This window comes from Sphaerisporangium sp. NPDC004334 (assembly GCF_053602655.1).
In genome coordinates, this window is the sequence record NZ_JBSGDZ010000007.1 from 119850 (window position 1) to 135690 (window position 15841).

Below are 15841 nucleotides of genomic sequence, written 5' to 3' on the forward strand. Positions count from 1 at the left end.
TGGCATCAGTCGTCATCCGCTGACAAGCTGAGCGAACGGCGAGTTCCCGTCAGGTGGCGGGAAGACGACAAGGCGCAGGCGGCGCCGTTTCCCCGAGGTGACGGGGAGGTTTCGCGAGGAGGGCGGGCGTGCTCGAGGCGATCGGACTGAGCCGGCAGGACGAGATGGTGTACGACGCGCTCGTCCGCCGGACGCGGGCGACGCTGACCGAGCTGGTCCACGACTGCCACCTGCCGGTCGCGGGCGCCCGCCGCGCCCTGCGCACGCTCGTCGACCTGGGCCTGGCCACCCGCTCGGCCGGGCGCCCCGTACGCTACGTCGCCGTCTCGCCCGACAGCGGGCTGGAGGCCGTCCTGCGCGAGCGCGAGGCCGGATTGCACGACGTGCGCCTGCACATCCGCACGCTGATGAAGATGTACCGGGCGGGCGCCCGCTTCGCCCACCCCGGCGAGCTGATCGAGGTGGTCTCCGGGCGCGACGAGGTCAACCACCGCTGGGTGCAGATGCAGCAGAACACCAGCACCCAGATGCGCGGCTTCGACCGCCCGCCCTACGCCGCCCCGCAGGGTCACACCGAGTCCAACCACGTCGAGCTCGCCCTGCTCAAGCGCGGGGTGAAGTACCGCGTCATCTACGACAAGAGCGCGCTGGAGCTCCCCGGCTGGCTGGAGGACGTCACGACCGGCATGCGCCACGGCGAGCAGGCCAGGATCGCCGCCGACCTGCCCATGAAGCTGGCGATCTCCGACGACCGGCTGGCCATGCTCCCGTTGATGCGGCCCGGCGACGAGGCGCTCACCGCCTCCTACCTCATCCACCCCTCGCCGCTGCTGGACGCGCTCGTCGCGCTCTTCGAGGCCACCTGGGCGCGCAGCGTTCCCGTCCAGCACACCGGGCCGGCGACGCAGGAGCTGTCGGAGGAGGAGGCGCGGCTGCTGACCCTGCTCGCCGCCGGCGCCACCGACCAGGCCGCCGGCCGGGTCCTCGGCTGGAGCGAGCGCACCGTCCAGCGCCATGTGACCAAGCTGATGCGGCGCGTCGGGGCCCGGACCCGCTTCCAGATCGCCATGGAGGCCACCCGCCGCGGCTGGATCTGACCCGCGCCAGGTCACCGAGGGCGCGGCCGAGCATATCGACCGGCCGTCCGGGGAACGCGGCCGCTATGGACGGGGACCGGCGGCGCCCGGGATGATCGTCGGAAGGCGGCGCGGCGCCCCGGGCGAGGAGCCGGCCGGGCTCGAGTGGGCGAGGCGAGAGGTGCGACCTGCCATGACGACGAGGCCGAACTGGGCGGACTACCAGTACGAGATCTACCTCAACGGCATGGCCGGGACGCGGCCCCGGCTGCCGGCCGACCTCACGCGGCTGGAGGAGCTCGCCGAAGGCGCGCTCGGCCCGGGCCCGTACGGCTACGTGGCCGGAAGCGCGGGCGACGGCAGCACCGCCCGCGCCAACCGGGCCGCGCTGGACCGGTGGCGCATCGTGCCGCGCGTGCTCCGGGACGTCCACGAGCGCGACCTGTCGGTGGAGGTGCTGGGACGGCGCATCCCCGCGCCGCTCGCCCTCGCCCCGGTCGGCGTGATGTCGGTCATGCACGCCGACGCCGAGACGGCGGCCGCGCGCGCCGCCGCCGCCCGGGAGGTGCCCTTCATCCTGTCCTCGGCCTCCAGCACCCCGATGGAACAGGTCGCCGAGGCGATGGGCGACGCCGAGCGGTGGTTCCAGCTCTACTGGCCGAAGGACCCCGAGGTGGCCGGCAGCTTCCTCGCCAGGGCCCGGGCGGCCGGGTACACCGTGCTGTTCGTGACGCTGGACACTCCCATGCTGGGATGGCGCCCCCGCGACCTCGACCAGGCCTACCTCCCCTTCCTGCACGGCGTGGGCACCGCCAACTACTTCACCGACCCCGCCTTCCGGCAGGGCCTCGCCAAACCGGTGCACGAGGATCCCGAAGGAGCCGTCCGGCATTTCCTGGGCCTGTTCGGCGACCCCGCCAAGACCTGGCCCGACCTCGCGTTCCTGCGCGAGCACTGGGACGGGCCGATCGTGCTCAAGGGCGTCCTGCACCCCGACGACGCCCGCCGCGCCGCCGACGCGGGCGTGGACGGCGTGGTCGTCTCCAACCACGGCGGGCGCCAGGTGGCCGGGTCCGTCGGCGCCGCCGACGCCCTGCCCCGCGTCGTCCAGGCGGCAGGCGACCGGCTCACCGTCCTGTTCGACAGCGGGGTGCGCGGCGGGGCCGACGTCTACAAGGCCCTCGCGCTGGGCGCGAGCACGGTGCTGCTCGGCCGGCCCTACGCCTACGGGCTCGCCCTGGAGGGGCAGGCGGGCGTCGACCACGTCATCCGCTGCGTGCTGGCCGAACTGGACCTGGCCCTGGCGCTGTCCGGGCACACCGGCCCGGGTTCGCTGGCCCCCGGCGACCTGGTGAGGGAGTCCCCGTGACCGCCGGGGAGAACGCCGTCTTCTGACGCGGGCGCCGCTCGCGCGGTTCGTCGTCGGTGCGACCTGGCATTGTGGACGGATGGGTTTCGAGGGCTTCCCCGACGAGGGGTTGATGTTCTACGAGGGCTTGGAGGCGGACAACTCCAAGGCGTACTGGATGGAGCGCAAGGGGGTGTACGAGGCGGCGGTGAAGGAGCCGATGCAGGCGCTGATGGAGGAGCTGGCGGGGGAGTTCGGGCCGGGGAACCTGTTCCGGCCGTACCGCGACGTGCGGTTCGCCAAGGACAAGTCGCCGTACAAGACCCATCAGGGCGCCTACGTGCGGGCCGGAGGGGAAGGCATCGGGTACTACGTGCAGCTCGACGCCGACGGCCTGTACACCGCCGCGGGATGGTTCTCCCCCGCGCCGGACCAGGTGGAGCGGTTCCGCGCGGCCGTGGACGACGACAAGGCGGGCGCGTTGCTGGAGGAGATCCTCCAGGGGCTCGGCGCCGCGGGCATGGCGATCGAGGGCGACCGGCTCAAGACCCGCCCGCGCGGGGTCGACCCCGGCCATCCCCGCCTGCACCTGTTGCGGCACCGCTCGCTCCACGTCGGCCGACGCCGGCCGCCGGAGGATTGGCTGCACACCCCTGAGGCGCTCGACCGTGTGCGCACGACCTGGCGGTCGCTCGGTCCACTGGTCGACTGGCTGGCCACGCACGTCCGGCCGTCGGAACAGCCGCTGCGCCGCAGGTGAGAGCGGGGATGGCGCCGGCTCGGCGGCGGGCCGCGGCGGTCATGGCGGGACGTCGCCGCGGCGCTTCGCCGGTGGCGGCGGGGTCCGAGGTGATCTCACACTAGAAACCTTCCTTTTAGTGACAAACTACACATCATGGGATGATTGGGATTATTCGCTCGGAGGGGCGGGTTGAGTCGGGCGTAACACGCAGGAAACGTCCAGGTCCGGAGACACCGGACGGACGTGCGTGTCGAGGAGAAGATCATGAACACGATCGCTCGGCGCATTGCCACCGCGATGACCGCCCTCACCATCACGGGCGGTGCCCTGCTCGCCTCCGGCGGCGCGGCCTCGGCGGCGGTACAGACCGGTGTGACCCAGAGCGATACCGTCGCCGACCGCGGCCACGGTGAGCACGGGCACGGCGCCCGTCACCTCTGGGACGGCCACCGGTGGTGGTACCGGTACACCGGCCACGGTGACTGGTACAGCACGGACCACGGCAGGCACTACCGCTTCGACGGGCACCGCTTCTACAAGTGGAGCGACGGCAAGTGGAAGTCGCTGTCGTCCGACTACGCCAAGCACCACGGGTTCGACCGCGGGGACTTCCCCCGTGACCGGCACCACCACGGGCACTCCGGCCACCACCACGGGCACTCCGGCCACCACCACGGGCACTCCGGCCACGACGGCCGCTGATCACCGCGAGGTGACCGGACCGCGATCGGAGGCGCCGCCGTCCGCGGTGGCAACGACCCGATAGCGGGCCGGTGAGCGGGAAGAGGCGCACGGTGCGGTGCCGGCGGCCGGGGAGACCCCCACGGCCCCGCGCCCGCCACCGGCGCCCTTCCCTCCACCACGCCGCGTCGCGCGGCGCGGATTCTCTACGCTCTCACCCCGCCCCATCCGCTTTTCCCGGTCATCGATCCGGCGCGGTGCGGAAGAACTCGGCCGCGGTGAAGGCGGCGGGGACGCCGAGTTCGGCGGCCACCGCGGTGATCGCGGTGGCGCCGACGGCGAGGTCGGCCTGGCCGTCGGTGGTGAAGTACGGCGCGATGAACGCCTCGTAGTGGGCTCGGGCCTCCTCCGCGGTGTGCCGGCCGAGGAATGCCCGGATGTGCCGCACCGTGGTGTCGGGATCTTCGTGAACCACCCGCAGGGCGCGCCGGTGGGCTCGTACGACGGCCTGGACCGCAGGATCGTCCGGCCGGATGAAGCCGGGGTCGACGGCCACGCCCACGGTGGGGATCTGGAAGAGGTCGCCGACCCAGGCCAGCACCCGCCAGCCGTGCTCGGCGGCCATCGCCACCGGTGCCATGGTGCTGCCGACCAGGGCGGCGTCGATCGTGCCGTCGTGCAGCCGGCGCAGGTCCATGCCGTAGTCGCCGGGTGAGCGGACGACGGTGTGGACGTCGCGGTCCGGGTCGAGGCCGGCCCGGCGCAGCACGATCCGGGCGAAGCACCCGGGCGCGGTCCGGGGGCCGTGTACCGCCAGCGTCCGGCCGGCCAGGTCGGCCAGGGAGGTCAGGCCGATGCGCGCGAGGAACCAGAACAGCGGGCGGTGGGTGTTGACATTGAGTGCGACCTAGGGGGTGCCGTCGGACAGCCGGGACAGCAGTGCCCTGCCGAGCCCGATGGTGGCGCCGCGGCGCAGCCGTTCCTCCTGCCAGGAGCAGCCGTCGCGCAGCGCGACATGGACGCCCTCGTCGGCGTAGTAGCCCTGCTGGTCGGCGATGTAGGCGACCAGCTCCTCGTGCAGGCCCCGCCCGACGTAGGCCAGATCGATCGTGTACATGAACGTCGTCCCTTGATCGTGCCACGCCATGCGCCCCGCGCGGCGGATCACGGTGCTCGAGGTGACGGTGTGCGGGATGCCGTCCTGCCGTGAGCCGGGCCGGGGCGGGGATGGCTCCGTGTGCGCGGGCCGGCGCCGCGTCAGTACATGGACATCCCGCCGTTGACCGCGGCCGTGGTGCCGGTCATGAAGGCGTTCTCCTCGCCGGCGTAGAAAGCGACCGCCTGGGCGACGTCGGCCGGGTGTGCCAGGCGGCCCAGTGGCGTGGCGGCCACCTGCCGCCGCTTCTGCTCCTCGCCCATCACGTTCGCCATGCGGGTGTCCTCCACCGGGCCGGGCTCGACGACGTTGACCGTGATGCCCCGCGGGCCCAGCTCCTGGGCGAGGTACCGGGCGAACTGCGCCAGTGCGGCCTTGGCCGTGCCCAGTGCGATCATGCCCTCACGGGGGCGGCGGCTGAGGCCGGTGCCGAGATAGACGATGCGTCCCCAGCTCTGTTCGATCATGGCGGGAAGAACGGCCTTGGTCACCACGAACGCCGCACGCATCTCGTCGTCGAGCTTGCCGCCCAGTTCGTCCCACGTCATGTCCCGGAACGGCTTGATCGCATACGGGGTGAGCGCGTTGTGCACAAGCACGTCGATGCCGCCCCATGCCTCCTGGACCCGCACGATCATGCTCTCGACCGCCGCCGTCTCGCGCACGTCGGCCCGTACAGCCATGGCCTCGCCGCCCGCGGCCTCGATGCCGGCCACGACCTCGCCGGCCGCCGTGACGCTGCGGAGGTAGTCGACCACGACGCGCATTCCTCGCGCGGCCAGAAGGTGCGCGGTGGCGGCACCGATGCCGCTGCTCGCCCCTGTCACCAATGCCACCCTGCCGGTTGCCCTGGTCACGGGCCACCTCCTGCTCGTCAAAGGCGGCGCCGGCGGTCCCCGCCGGTGCCCGCCTCGGGACAACCCGCCGAGTCGCAGGTGGACCACTGCGTCCACACGGCGTTCCCTGCGCCGGCCGGTATCACTCCGCTCCGTGCCGAGCCCCGCGCGCCTGCCACGGCCATCGTCGAACCTCTCACGGCCGCACACAACGGACACCTATTGCTGTGCCCGTCTGAGTACGCGGCAACCCGCCAGGGATCGTGGAAGATCCGGCCCGTCCAGGAGGAAGTCCAGGCGCAGGGCGAACCGTTCCCCGGGCCCGGCGCGCGAGGGCCGGGCAAAACCGCAGATGTTCATGGAAGGGTGGCCGGGGGGTGCCGGTCACGGCGCGGTGGCTCGGGTCAGCCGGGGCGGTGGAGGGTGAAGTCGTCGAAGGACACCATGAGGGACCCGCCGCCGGCCTCGGGCACCTCGGCCGTCAGGCCGACCTGGCTGTGCGGCCCCTCCGGCGGCGCCTGCGCGTCGAGGATGTCGAACAGCCGGGCGCCGTCGATCCACATGCAGACCCGCGTGGCGGCGCCCTCCCGCCGGCACGACGCCTGAACGTGCACATCACGTCCCACCCGCGGCGCCGCCGCCCGCACGGGGGGCGCCACCTCCAGGCGCGTGCCAGAGACGGTGCGCACGACCCGCGCGGCGCCGTCGAGGCCGAGCAGGAAGGTGTACCCGTTGGGCACGTCCTCGTCCCATCGGCACACCAGGCCGAACCCGCCTCGTCCGCCCGTCGCCTCCCGCACCCGCGCCGTCACGCCGGCCATCACGCCGGGGTCGGCGGTCGTCTGGGCCCGCTCCTTGGGCGGGACCGGCGACAGGGCCAGGCCGCGCGGGTCGGCCGCGTCGGCGAGGATGGTGTAGACCCCGCGGGCGACTTCGTACCCGTGGGTCAGCCGGTCGGCCCCCCGCGCGCCGGGCTGGAAGTCGTAGCCGTCCCAGTTGCCGCGCGTATCGAAGTCGTCCTGGTAGAGCAGCGTGCCCTCCGCGGGCGCCCGGCCACCGGAGCCGGAGACCAGCGAGCGCACCAGCACGACCGCTATCGGGACCAGCACCACCAGCCCGGCGGCGGCCACCCGCACGAGCAACCGCCGCGACCGGCGCCCACCGGAGCCGCCCGGACCGTCGGAGCCGCCGCCCGGGTCACCCGCGCCGCCCGGGTCACCCGCGCTGCCCGGGCCGGGGGCATCGGACGGCGCCGCGCCCAGCTGCCGTCCCGGGCCGGCGTCCGGCCCGGTGAACGCCCGGATCCCCGCCGGGGAGCCGGCGGGACGGGGCCGCTGCGAGCCGTCAGCGGGACGGGTCGTCTCCGGGTCATCGAGGAGGCCGGCCTCGCGGGTCGTCCGGGGGCCGTCGAGCGGGCGGGTTCCGGCGGGCGAGGGGGACCGGGCCGGCGACGTGGGCGGGGCCGGCGACGCGGGTGAACCAGGGAGGGCGGAGCCGGCTGCCCTGGGCCGGGTGTCGTCCATGTCGTGGCCGGTGAGGGCGCGCAGTACCTCCTCGGCGGCGGGCCGGGCGGCGGGGTCCTTGGCCAGGCAGGCCAGCAGCGCCGGGCGCAGCTCGTCCGGCACGCCCGACATATCGGGCTCGTGGGTGGAGACCGCGACCAGCAGCGCGGGCACCGTCGCCGCCGAGAAGGGCAGGTGCCCCGTGGCGGCGTACACCATCGTGCAGGCCCAGCCGAACAGGTCGGACGCGGTGCCGGGCGGGTGCCCGGCGAGCTGCTCCGGGGCGATGTAGGCGGGCGTGCCGATCAGCCCGGAGGCGGTGGTGGCGTGGTCCAGCGCGCGGGCGATGCCGAAGTCGATCACCACCGGTCCCTCGGGGCCGAGGATCACGTTGGCCGGCTTGAAGTCGCGGTGCACCACCCCGGCCCGGTGGATCGCGGCCAGCGCGGTGAGCGTGGCGACCGCCAGCCGCTGCAGCCCGCTGCCGGAGCGCGGCCCGTCGCGCGCCACCGCCTCCGCCAGGGACACCCCGGGGATGTACTCGCTGACCACGAAGGGGCGGCCGTTGACCGTGCCGACGTCCAGCACCCGCGCGGTGCAGAACGCCGCGACCCGCCGCGCCGTCTCGACCTCCCGCACGAACCGCCGTCTGCTCTCGGCGTCGCCCGCGGCCCTGGTGTGCAGCACCTTGACCGCCACCTCGGCCCCGGCGGCGTGGACGGGCCCGGCCTCCTCGGCCCGTCCAAGGTAGACGGTGCCCTGGCCGCCCTCTCCGAGCACCGCGCTCAGCAGATAGCGGCCGGCGCGCTCGGGATCTCCCGGTTCAAGGCCACGCCCGCGCACGGCCCACCTCTTCGGTCGTCTCGGCATTCGGGGTGCGAGGGCTCACGATAGGGCCTGCCGGCCGGTCGGTGAAGTGCCGTCGCCCATCCGGTCCGGCACGGCCGCGGCGACGCCGGTCCCGGGCGCTCGCGAGCGCCCGGGCGGCAGGCGTTCAGAGGCAGGGGAGGCCGAGCTGGGTCAGCATCTCGAGCTGGTCGTAGTAGACCCGCTGACTGGCGATCAGGCCGTCCTCCATGGTGCGGACGTCGCAGCCGCGGACGGCGACGCGCCGGCCGGTCGGCTCGGCGACGTGGCCGGTGGGCAGGAGAAGAGGGCCGGTGTGGGTGCTGGTGAGCGTCCACTCGGCGACCACCATGTCGCCGCACGCACCCTTGTCGTGGAGCGTCACCCTGATGTCGGGGAACGCCTCGTGGTAGAGGGCGAAGTAGGAGGCGATCTCCTCGTGGCCCTCGGCGACGCCACCGGGGCAGACGTAGGTGGCGCGCCGGTCGAACAGCCGCGTCGCCGAGGCGAAATCGCCGGCGTTGAACGCGGTCACCAGCTCGTCGGTGGGTTCACGATCGTCGGACACCGTCGGGCTCCTTGCGTGGGGTGATGCGCCGGCGTCAGGGGGCGCCGGTCGTGGGGATGCGGCACGTGGCCGTGCGGCCGGTGGTGCGAGCCGCCGCGGGGGCGTCGCGACGCTCAGGCGCGCCAGGCGGGGGTCTGGGGCAGGGCGCCGAACCCGGCCACGCCGGGCGGGTCCCCGCTGGTGGGCGGCGAGGAGTCGCCCATGTCCATCAGGGGCAGGTCCAGGACGAAACGGGCGCCGCGCGGGGAGTCCTCGACGCGCAGCGTGCCGTCGTGGCCGTGGGCGATGTCGCGCGAGATGGCCAGGCCGAGCCCGCTGCCGCCGGGTTCGCGGCGCCGCCCGTCCTCCAGGCGCACGAAGCGCTCGAACACCCGCTCGCGATCCTGGTGCGCGATGCCGTCGCCGTCGTCGGTCACGGCGACCACGGCCCGGTCACCCTGGCGGCCGACGGTGACCTCGACCTTGCCGTGGGCGTGGCGCCGGGCGTTGGCCAGCAGGTTGTCCAGCACGCGGACGAGCTGGATGCGGTTGCCGTGGACGGTGATGTCGCCCTGGGCGCGGACGCGGATGGGCACGCCGTCGGCCGGAAGGGTCGCGATGGCCTCCCGCACGAGCATCGCCAGGTCGACCGGCTCGTGCTGGGCCGGGGTGCCCGAGCGGAGCCTGGCCAGCACCAGCAGGTCCTCGACGATCGTCTCCAGCCGCTGGGTGAGCGTGAGGGCGTCGCGGATGGTCTGGCGGGGGTCGACGTCGCCGGGGTAGAGCACCGCCTCCTCCAGCCGGGCGCGAAGCCCGGTGAGAGGGGTCCTGAGCTCGTGGGAGGTGGTGGAGGCGAACCGGCGCTGCTGCCTCACCGCCTCCTCCAGCCGGGCCAGGGTCTGGTTGGCGGTGCGGGCGAGCAGCGCGTACTCGGTGCGGCCGGGCGGTTCGGGCACCCGCATGCTCAGGTCGCTCACCGTGATGTCGGCCATGGTCGCGCGGATCGCCGCGACCGGGCGCAGGGCGCGGCCGCCGACCCACCAGTTGCCCCAGGCGACCAGGGCGCTGGCCAGCAGCACACCGGTGGTGGTGACCAGCTCCAGGCGGTGACCGGCCAGGATGCTCGGCTGGGTCGTCCCGCTGTAGACGAAGTGGGACTCGCCGCCGAAGATCTCGCTGGTGTCGAGCGGGGGGAGGCGGATGACGGTGAACATCACGCAGCCGCCCCCCGGCCGGCACACGGTCCCGTCCTGGATGCGGTTGTCCTTCGGCGGGCGGATGGTGCCGAGGGGAGGACGACCGGCCGCGGCGGGGCTGGCCATGACCACGCGCCCGTGGTCGTCGACGAGCTGCAGCAGGTCGATCCGCCCCTCGGGCGCCGGCCTGGGGATCTGGCCGGGCGCCATGGCGCCGACCCAGTTGGTCGCGGTGCGTTGCGCGTCCCGGAAGACGCCGGCCTCTATCCGGTCGGTGACCAGGAAGTCGATGCCGGCGCCGATGATGGCGAGGAAGATCAGGCACGCGCTGCCGATGATGAGCGTGGACCGCGCCCGCATCGACGCCGGGAGAAGCGACAGCCGCCTGGCTTCCAAGAGGTGGCCTCCCTCACGTAATGTAAAAGCCCAGGTCAGGTCAACTTCGACGGTATCCGTCGAACTGGTGATCAAGCAATGAAGGCCCCATATCCACACCAAATACAGGCCTGCCCATTACCACCACCAGAACCGGGCTTTCCCGGCGCGGCCGTCCAGGGAAGCGGAGCCAGGCGCAGCGAAAGCCCGTGCCGGGCCACCGGCGGGTCGAAGCCGGCCGGCGCCTCGTAGCTGCCGCGGCCGTCGGCGTAGCGGCGGCTGCGGTCGTTGCCGCGCGGGCCGCCGTCGAGGCTGACGCCGACGCGCACCCCGAGCCGGTCGAAGGCGTGCATAATCTCCTCGTCCGGCAGCACGCCGTTGGTCTGCACGGCGGCGTCCACGCGCAGGTTGGGGCCGGCCTCCCCGCGAATCGACTCGACGATTTTCGTCAGGTATTCCCGGCCCGCGAGCAGCGGTTCCCCGCCGTGCAATATCACCCGCACCGAGGGGAGTGAATGGCTGCGCGCGTGTTCGGATATCCGCCGCGCGGCGATCTCCACGAGCTCCGGGGCCATGACCATCGGCCGGGAACGCCGGCTCTGGTCGGCCGTCATGTAGACATAGCAGTAGTCACAGGCGAGATCGCGGCGGCTGTGCACCTTGAGCGGGAACTGCCGGAACGGGTGGCCGTGCCATCGGTTCTCCAGCAGTCCGGCGACGTCCGGTTCCGCCGGCCACTCGTTGGAAGGGTCTCCTCCATAGGGATTCACTCTGGAAACACCCCGCGCCGCTTCGGTGGGCTCGATTGTTTGGCAATTTCACCGTGCCGGAGCCGTAATGGGGAGCACGCGATTTCGTGCGCCTGTGCGCGGGGATTTCGGCCGGCGCGTTTTCCCGGCGGCCGACCGCGGCCCACGATATGGGACAGAGCAGACGTCGTCACCCTGTTCCCGGCGGGGGCCCTTCACGGAAGGGAGAACTGCGGCTAGCTTGCCGGGGAGCACCATCTCGGGAAGTCCTGTCACGGTACAAGGGAGAAGCTGAATGCGCATCACCCTCCGCGGGGGAACAGGCGTCGCCATGGCGATCGTCGCGCTCGTCCTGCCCATGGCGGCGGCCGGGCCCGCCGCCGCCGATCCCGATCCCGCGCGGCTGGCCCAGACCGCGAACGGGCCGGCGGTCAAGCGGCACCTGCAGAAGTTGCAGCAGATCGCCGACGCCAACGGCGGCACCCGGGCCGCGGGCACCCCCGGCCACGCCGCCTCGCGCGACTACGTGGCGGGCGTGCTGAAGAAGGCCGGCTACAAGGTGACGATCCAGCCGTTCGAGTTCCCGTTCTTCAAGGAGAACTCCACGGCCCTGCTGGAGCAGATCTCCCCGGAGCCGAAGGTCTACGCCCCCACCCCGCCCAACGGCAGCGGGGTCGGCGAGTTCGCCACGATGACCTACTCCGGCTCCGGCGCGGTCACCGGAACCCTGCAGAACGTCGACCTGACCCTGCCGCCCGCGCCGTCGCCGAGTTCCACCTCCGGCTGCGAGGCGAGCGACTTCGCCGGGTTCACCCCCGGCAACATCGCCCTGCTCCAGCGCGGCACCTGCGACTTCCGGGTGAAGGCCCAGAACGCCCAGGCCGCCGGCGCGACCGCCGCGATCATCTTCAACGAGGGCCAGCCGGGCCGCACCGCCACCCTGCAGGGCACCCTCGGCACCCCGCTCACCATCCCGGTGGTCGGCGTGAGCTTCGCGGTGGGCCAGGAGCTCTCCTCGCCCGCCGGGACGGTCGTCCGGCTGAAGACCGACACCACCAGCGAGTACCGCACCACGCACAACGTCATCGCCGACTCCAAGTACGGCGACGCGAACAAGGTCGTGCAGTTCGGCGCCCACCTCGACAGCGTCGTGGCCGGGCCCGGCATCAACGACAACGGCTCGGGCAGCGCCGCGATCCTCGAGGTGGCCTCGGTGCTCGGCAAGATCCCGACGCGCAACAAGCTGCGGTTCTCGTTCTGGAGCGCCGAGGAGCTCGGGCTGCTCGGCTCCGAGCACTACGTCGCCTCGCTGGCCCCGGCGGAGCTGGCCAAGATCAAACTGTACCTCAACTTCGACATGGTGGCCTCGCCGAACTACGCGCTGAAGATCTACGACGGTGACGACTCCGACGCCACGGGCGCGCCCGCCGGCCCGGCGGGGTCCGCGGAGATCGAGAAGCTCTTCGAGAAGTACTTCGACACCCTGCGTCAGGGGCACGTCGGCACCGACTTCGACGGCCGCTCCGACTATGGCCCGTTCATCGAGGCGGGCGTCCCGGCCGGCGGGCTGTTCACCGGCGCCGAGGGCGTGAAGACGGCCGACGAGCAGGCCAAGTTCGGCGGCACCGCGGGACAGCCCTACGACTCCTGCTACCACCAGGCCTGCGACACCGTCGCCAACATCAACGACAAGGCCCTCGCCCTGAACACCGGCGCCATCGCCACGGCCGCGGTCGTCTACGCCTTCAGCGGCGACCTGCCCGGTCCGGACACCCGTCCGGCCCCCGCCGCCCGCAGGACCCTCGCGGGCCCGGCCACCGCCGATCACCTGCCCACGGCCCGCTGACGCGCCGAGCGCGCCCGCGGCCGACCACCTGGTCATGATCCGCGCGGTGAGGTGCCTGCGACCGTCCCGGTCGCGGGCGCCTCACCGCCGCGAGCGGATCACAGGCCGTAGGTCTCCAGCAGGCGCAGCCAGATCTCGCTGACGGTCGGGAAGGTCGGGACCGCGTGCCACAGCCGGTCCAGCGGCACCTCGGCGGTGACGGCGATGGTCGCGGCGTGCAGCAGATCGGCGGCGCCGGGCCCGACGAAGGTCACCCCGAGCAGCACGCGGCGCTCGGTGTCCACCACGGCGCCGGCCCGGCCGCGGTAGCCGTCGCCGAGCAGGTAGGCGCCGGTCACCGCGCCCAGGTCGTACTCGACGGCGCGCACGGGGAAGCCCTCGGCGCGTGCCTGGGCCTCGGTGCGGCCCACCGCGCACACCTGCGGGTCGGTGAAGACCACCTGCGGCGCCCCGTAGGCGTCGGCGGTGTCGCGCAGTGAGGGCAGGTCGTCGCGCTCGCCCCTGGCGCGGGCCGCGATGACGTCGCCGCAGACGCGGGCCTGGTACTTGCCCATGTGGGTCAGCAGGGCGCGCCCGTTGATGTCGCCCACGGCGTACAGCCAGCCGCCGTCGACGCCGGTGGCGCGCATGCTGTCGTCCACCTCCACCACGCGGTCGGCGGGCAGGCCGACCGACGCCAGGCCGAGGCCGTCCGTGGCGGGGCGGCGGCCGGTGGCCACCAGCAGCTCATCGGCCTCCACCGGCGGGCCCGAGGTCAGGTGCACGGTGACCGGCCCGCCGAGGGCCGGCCGCTCGACCCGGACGACGCCGGTGCCGGTGCGCACCTCGATGCCCGAGGCGGCGAAGGACTCGGCGACCAGGTCGGAGGCGAACGGCTCCATGCGCGGCAGCAAGCGGTCGCCGCGCACCAGAATGGTCGTGCGGGCAGCGCCGAGTCCGTGCATGGCCTGGGCCATCTCGCAGGCGACCACGCCGCCGCCGATGACGGCCAGCCGTTCGGGGATGGCCTTGGCGGCGGTGACCTCATGGCTGGTCCACGGCTCGGCCTCGGCCAGGCCCGGGACGGGCGGGACGGCCGCATAGCTGCCGGTGGCCAGCACGACCGCGTGCCGGGCCGTCAGGAGGCGCGACCCGCCCCCGGGCTCGGCCACCCGGACGCGCAGGGGCCCGTCCAGGCCGCCCCACCCCCGCACGAACGTCGCGGGCACCCCCTCGATCCAGCGCACCTGCCCGGCGTCGTCGTAGTGCGAGACGGCCTCGTCGCGGCGGGCCAGGACGGCGCCGGCGTCGATCGGGCCCACCTCCAGCCCGGGCATGCGGCGCACCTCGGCGGCCAGCTCCACCGGGCGCAGCAGCGCCTTGCTGGGCACGCAGGCCCAGTAGGCGCACTCGCCCCCGGCGAGGTCGCCCTCGACGATGGCCACGCTCAGGCCGCCGCGCCCGGCCCGCCCGGCGGCGTTCTCACCGGCGGGCCCTGCGCCGATCACGATCACATCGAACTCGTCCGGCACGGGTCCTCCCCTTTCCTGGTCGCGAGGGAGAAGACCATCATGCCCGTTCAGGAAGCCGGCGAGATCGGCAGGGTGCCGCCTCCCGCCGATCGATCACCGCGCCTGATTCCGAGGACGGGGAGACACGCGGCCACGCCCACGAGTTCGACGTCATCGCGCCTGCCGGGGAGCCATCGCTCGCGCGTCAGCAGCCACCTGTTCAGTTCGGCGGGCTCCCCGCGCCGGGTGGCCCGGCCGCTTCCGTTGGGTCGGTAGCCCACTGCCGCCGAAACGCGGTTCGAGGCGTGGTCGTCGATGAAGGCCTCGTTCTCGGCCTCGCGGGCACCGAGCCCTTCGAAGGCCAGATGCAGGAGACGACGATTTCCACCGCGCCCGATATATCCGACCTCAGGACCCGGCCTAGGCGAGCCCGGGGCCGGTGAGGCGGCGCTCGCCGCCGGGGACCAGCACGAACACCTGCCAGTTGTAGTAGGCGTAGTAGGCGCGGACGTCGCGCTTCATCGCGCGGGCGTGCAGCAGGACGGCGTCCACGTACGCCTGGGAGTGGTTGTAGGCGTGCAGCGCCTTGCGGTAGTCGCCCGGCGCGCCGGAGGCCCGCAGGTAGTTCGCGGCGGCCGCGACGGCGTCGCCGGTGTCGTGGATGTCGCCGCCCATGCCGTACGCCCGCCAGGTGGCCGGCATGAACTGCATGGGGCCCTGCGCGCCCGCGGAGCTCGCCGAGCGCACCCGGCCGAACTTGGTCTCCACGAGCATGACCGCCGCCAGCACCTCCCACTCCACGCCGAAGCGTCGCCCGGCCTTCTTGAAGTGGCCGAGCAGGACGTCCGCCGGCAGGGGGTCGCGCAGCTTGAAGCTCACCTTGCCGGTGACCGGGTGGGCCAGCGACAGCAACTCGCGCACGGCCGTGGCGTCGTCGCGGGCCTGGGCGGCGACCGAGGGGGTCAGCTCGGCGAAGGCGCGCTCGGCGGTGTCGGGATGGCGGGCGGCGTACCGGCACAGGCGCTGGTGGTACAGGGTGAGCAGGACGACGTCCTCCGGCGGCCGGCCGTGCCCGGGGTCGCCGTCCTTGGTCCAGGAGCCGATGGCCGCGCGCATCGCCCGGGTGGTGCGGTCCAGGGCGCGCGCCAGCTTGCGCGGGTCCTGCGGGATCGCGGCGTCCGGGCGGGGCGGCCCGGACGGCGTGCTCGACGCCGTGGTCGCGCCCGGGGACGGCGTCGCGGCGCCGGCGGCGGACGGAGGCGGGGAGGCGGCGTCCGGAGCGGTCGATGCCCGCCCGCATCCCGTCGTCGCGGCCAGCGCCACGGCGGCGGCCGCGGCCAGCGTCACCACCCGGCCGGCGCGGCCGGGACCTCGCGCGTCACCCGTGCCCTTCCCCATAGTGATCCAACCTACAACCGGCGCCGCGGCGGGCGGTGCGGCACGCCGTCCTG

14 protein-coding genes are annotated in these 15841 nt (G+C 73.6%); 5 read left to right on the forward strand and 9 right to left on the reverse strand.

The window, feature by feature from the left end; all coding sequences use genetic code 11:
* Positions 1-128 precede the first annotated feature (128 nt).
* The 4 genes from ACWEN6_RS10605 (at position 129) to ACWEN6_RS10620 (ending at position 3868) form a co-directional block, all read left to right on the forward strand.
* A complete protein-coding gene (locus ACWEN6_RS10605) occupies positions 129-1097 on the forward strand; it encodes a helix-turn-helix transcriptional regulator (protein WP_452569967.1) in 969 nt (322 codons plus the stop codon).
* A gap of 172 nt (positions 1098-1269) precedes the next feature.
* Positions 1270-2445, forward strand: coding sequence for a lactate 2-monooxygenase (locus ACWEN6_RS10610; RefSeq protein WP_452569968.1), 1176 nt, complete (start codon positions 1270-1272; stop codon positions 2443-2445).
* Positions 2446-2524: 79 nt separating this feature from the next.
* Complete coding sequence (locus ACWEN6_RS10615) at positions 2525-3184, forward strand: DUF2461 domain-containing protein (protein ID WP_452569969.1); 660 nt, start codon at positions 2525-2527, stop codon at positions 3182-3184.
* A 246-nt stretch (positions 3185-3430) separates the two neighbouring features.
* Positions 3431-3868 (forward strand): hypothetical protein, encoded by a 438-nt coding sequence (locus ACWEN6_RS10620; RefSeq protein ID WP_452569970.1) that lies wholly within the window; start codon positions 3431-3433, stop codon positions 3866-3868.
* Positions 3869-4088: 220 nt separating this feature from the next.
* Here ACWEN6_RS10620 and ACWEN6_RS10625 read toward each other — a convergent pair whose 3' ends face one another.
* The 7 genes from ACWEN6_RS10625 to ACWEN6_RS10655 form a co-directional block, all read right to left on the reverse strand.
* Complete coding sequence (locus ACWEN6_RS10625) at positions 4089-4724, reverse strand: ABC transporter substrate-binding protein (protein ID WP_452570099.1); 636 nt, start codon at positions 4722-4724, stop codon at positions 4089-4091.
* A gap of 30 nt (positions 4725-4754) precedes the next feature.
* Positions 4755-4964 (reverse strand): hypothetical protein, encoded by a 210-nt coding sequence (locus ACWEN6_RS10630; protein WP_452569971.1) that lies wholly within the window; start codon positions 4962-4964, stop codon positions 4755-4757.
* Positions 4965-5104: 140 nt separating this feature from the next.
* Entirely contained in the window at positions 5105-5860 is a 756-nt protein-coding gene (locus ACWEN6_RS10635) for an SDR family NAD(P)-dependent oxidoreductase (RefSeq protein WP_452569972.1), read from the reverse strand.
* Positions 5861-6243: 383 nt separating this feature from the next.
* Positions 6244-8184, reverse strand: coding sequence for a protein kinase domain-containing protein (locus ACWEN6_RS10640; protein WP_452569973.1), 1941 nt, complete (start codon positions 8182-8184; stop codon positions 6244-6246).
* Between the two features lie 151 nt (positions 8185-8335).
* Entirely contained in the window at positions 8336-8755 is a 420-nt protein-coding gene (locus ACWEN6_RS10645) for an ester cyclase (protein ID WP_452569974.1), read from the reverse strand.
* Positions 8756-8868: 113 nt separating this feature from the next.
* Positions 8869-10326 carry a sensor histidine kinase gene (locus ACWEN6_RS10650; protein ID WP_452569975.1) on the reverse strand — a complete coding sequence of 486 codons (1458 nt, stop codon included), beginning with the start codon at positions 10324-10326 and terminating at the stop codon, positions 8869-8871.
* Between the two features lie 71 nt (positions 10327-10397).
* Positions 10398-11075, reverse strand: a complete 678-nt coding sequence (locus ACWEN6_RS10655; RefSeq protein ID WP_452569976.1) for a radical SAM protein — start codon at positions 11073-11075, stop codon at positions 10398-10400.
* 274 nt (positions 11076-11349) lie between these two features.
* Between ACWEN6_RS10655 and ACWEN6_RS10660 the strand changes: the two genes are divergently transcribed.
* Positions 11350-12900, forward strand: a complete 1551-nt coding sequence (locus ACWEN6_RS10660; protein ID WP_452569977.1) for a M28 family metallopeptidase — start codon at positions 11350-11352, stop codon at positions 12898-12900.
* A 98-nt stretch (positions 12901-12998) separates the two neighbouring features.
* Here the strand turns inward: ACWEN6_RS10660 and ACWEN6_RS10665 are convergent, their stop codons facing one another.
* Positions 12999-14411, reverse strand: coding sequence for a dihydrolipoyl dehydrogenase family protein (locus ACWEN6_RS10665; protein ID WP_452569978.1), 1413 nt, complete (start codon positions 14409-14411; stop codon positions 12999-13001).
* A gap of 399 nt (positions 14412-14810) precedes the next feature.
* A complete protein-coding gene (locus ACWEN6_RS10670; RefSeq protein WP_452569979.1) occupies positions 14811-15788 on the reverse strand; it encodes a lytic murein transglycosylase in 978 nt (325 codons plus the stop codon).
* Between the last annotated feature and the right edge of the window lie 53 nt (positions 15789-15841).

Coding starts and splice junctions, on each gene's coding strand:
- ACWEN6_RS10610 (WP_452569968.1), top strand. CDS start 1,270: ATGACGACGAGGCCGAACTGGGCGGACTACCAGTACGAGATCTACCTC.
- ACWEN6_RS10615 (WP_452569969.1), top strand. CDS start 2,525: ATGGGTTTCGAGGGCTTCCCCGACGAGGGGTTGATGTTCTACGAGGGC.
- ACWEN6_RS10620 (WP_452569970.1), top strand. CDS start 3,431: ATGAACACGATCGCTCGGCGCATTGCCACCGCGATGACCGCCCTCACC.
- ACWEN6_RS10630 (WP_452569971.1), bottom strand. CDS start 4,964: ATGTACACGATCGATCTGGCCTACGTCGGGCGGGGCCTGCACGAGGAG.
- ACWEN6_RS10660 (WP_452569977.1), top strand. CDS start 11,350: ATGCGCATCACCCTCCGCGGGGGAACAGGCGTCGCCATGGCGATCGTC.
- ACWEN6_RS10670 (WP_452569979.1), bottom strand. CDS start 15,788: ATGGGGAAGGGCACGGGTGACGCGCGAGGTCCCGGCCGCGCCGGCCGG.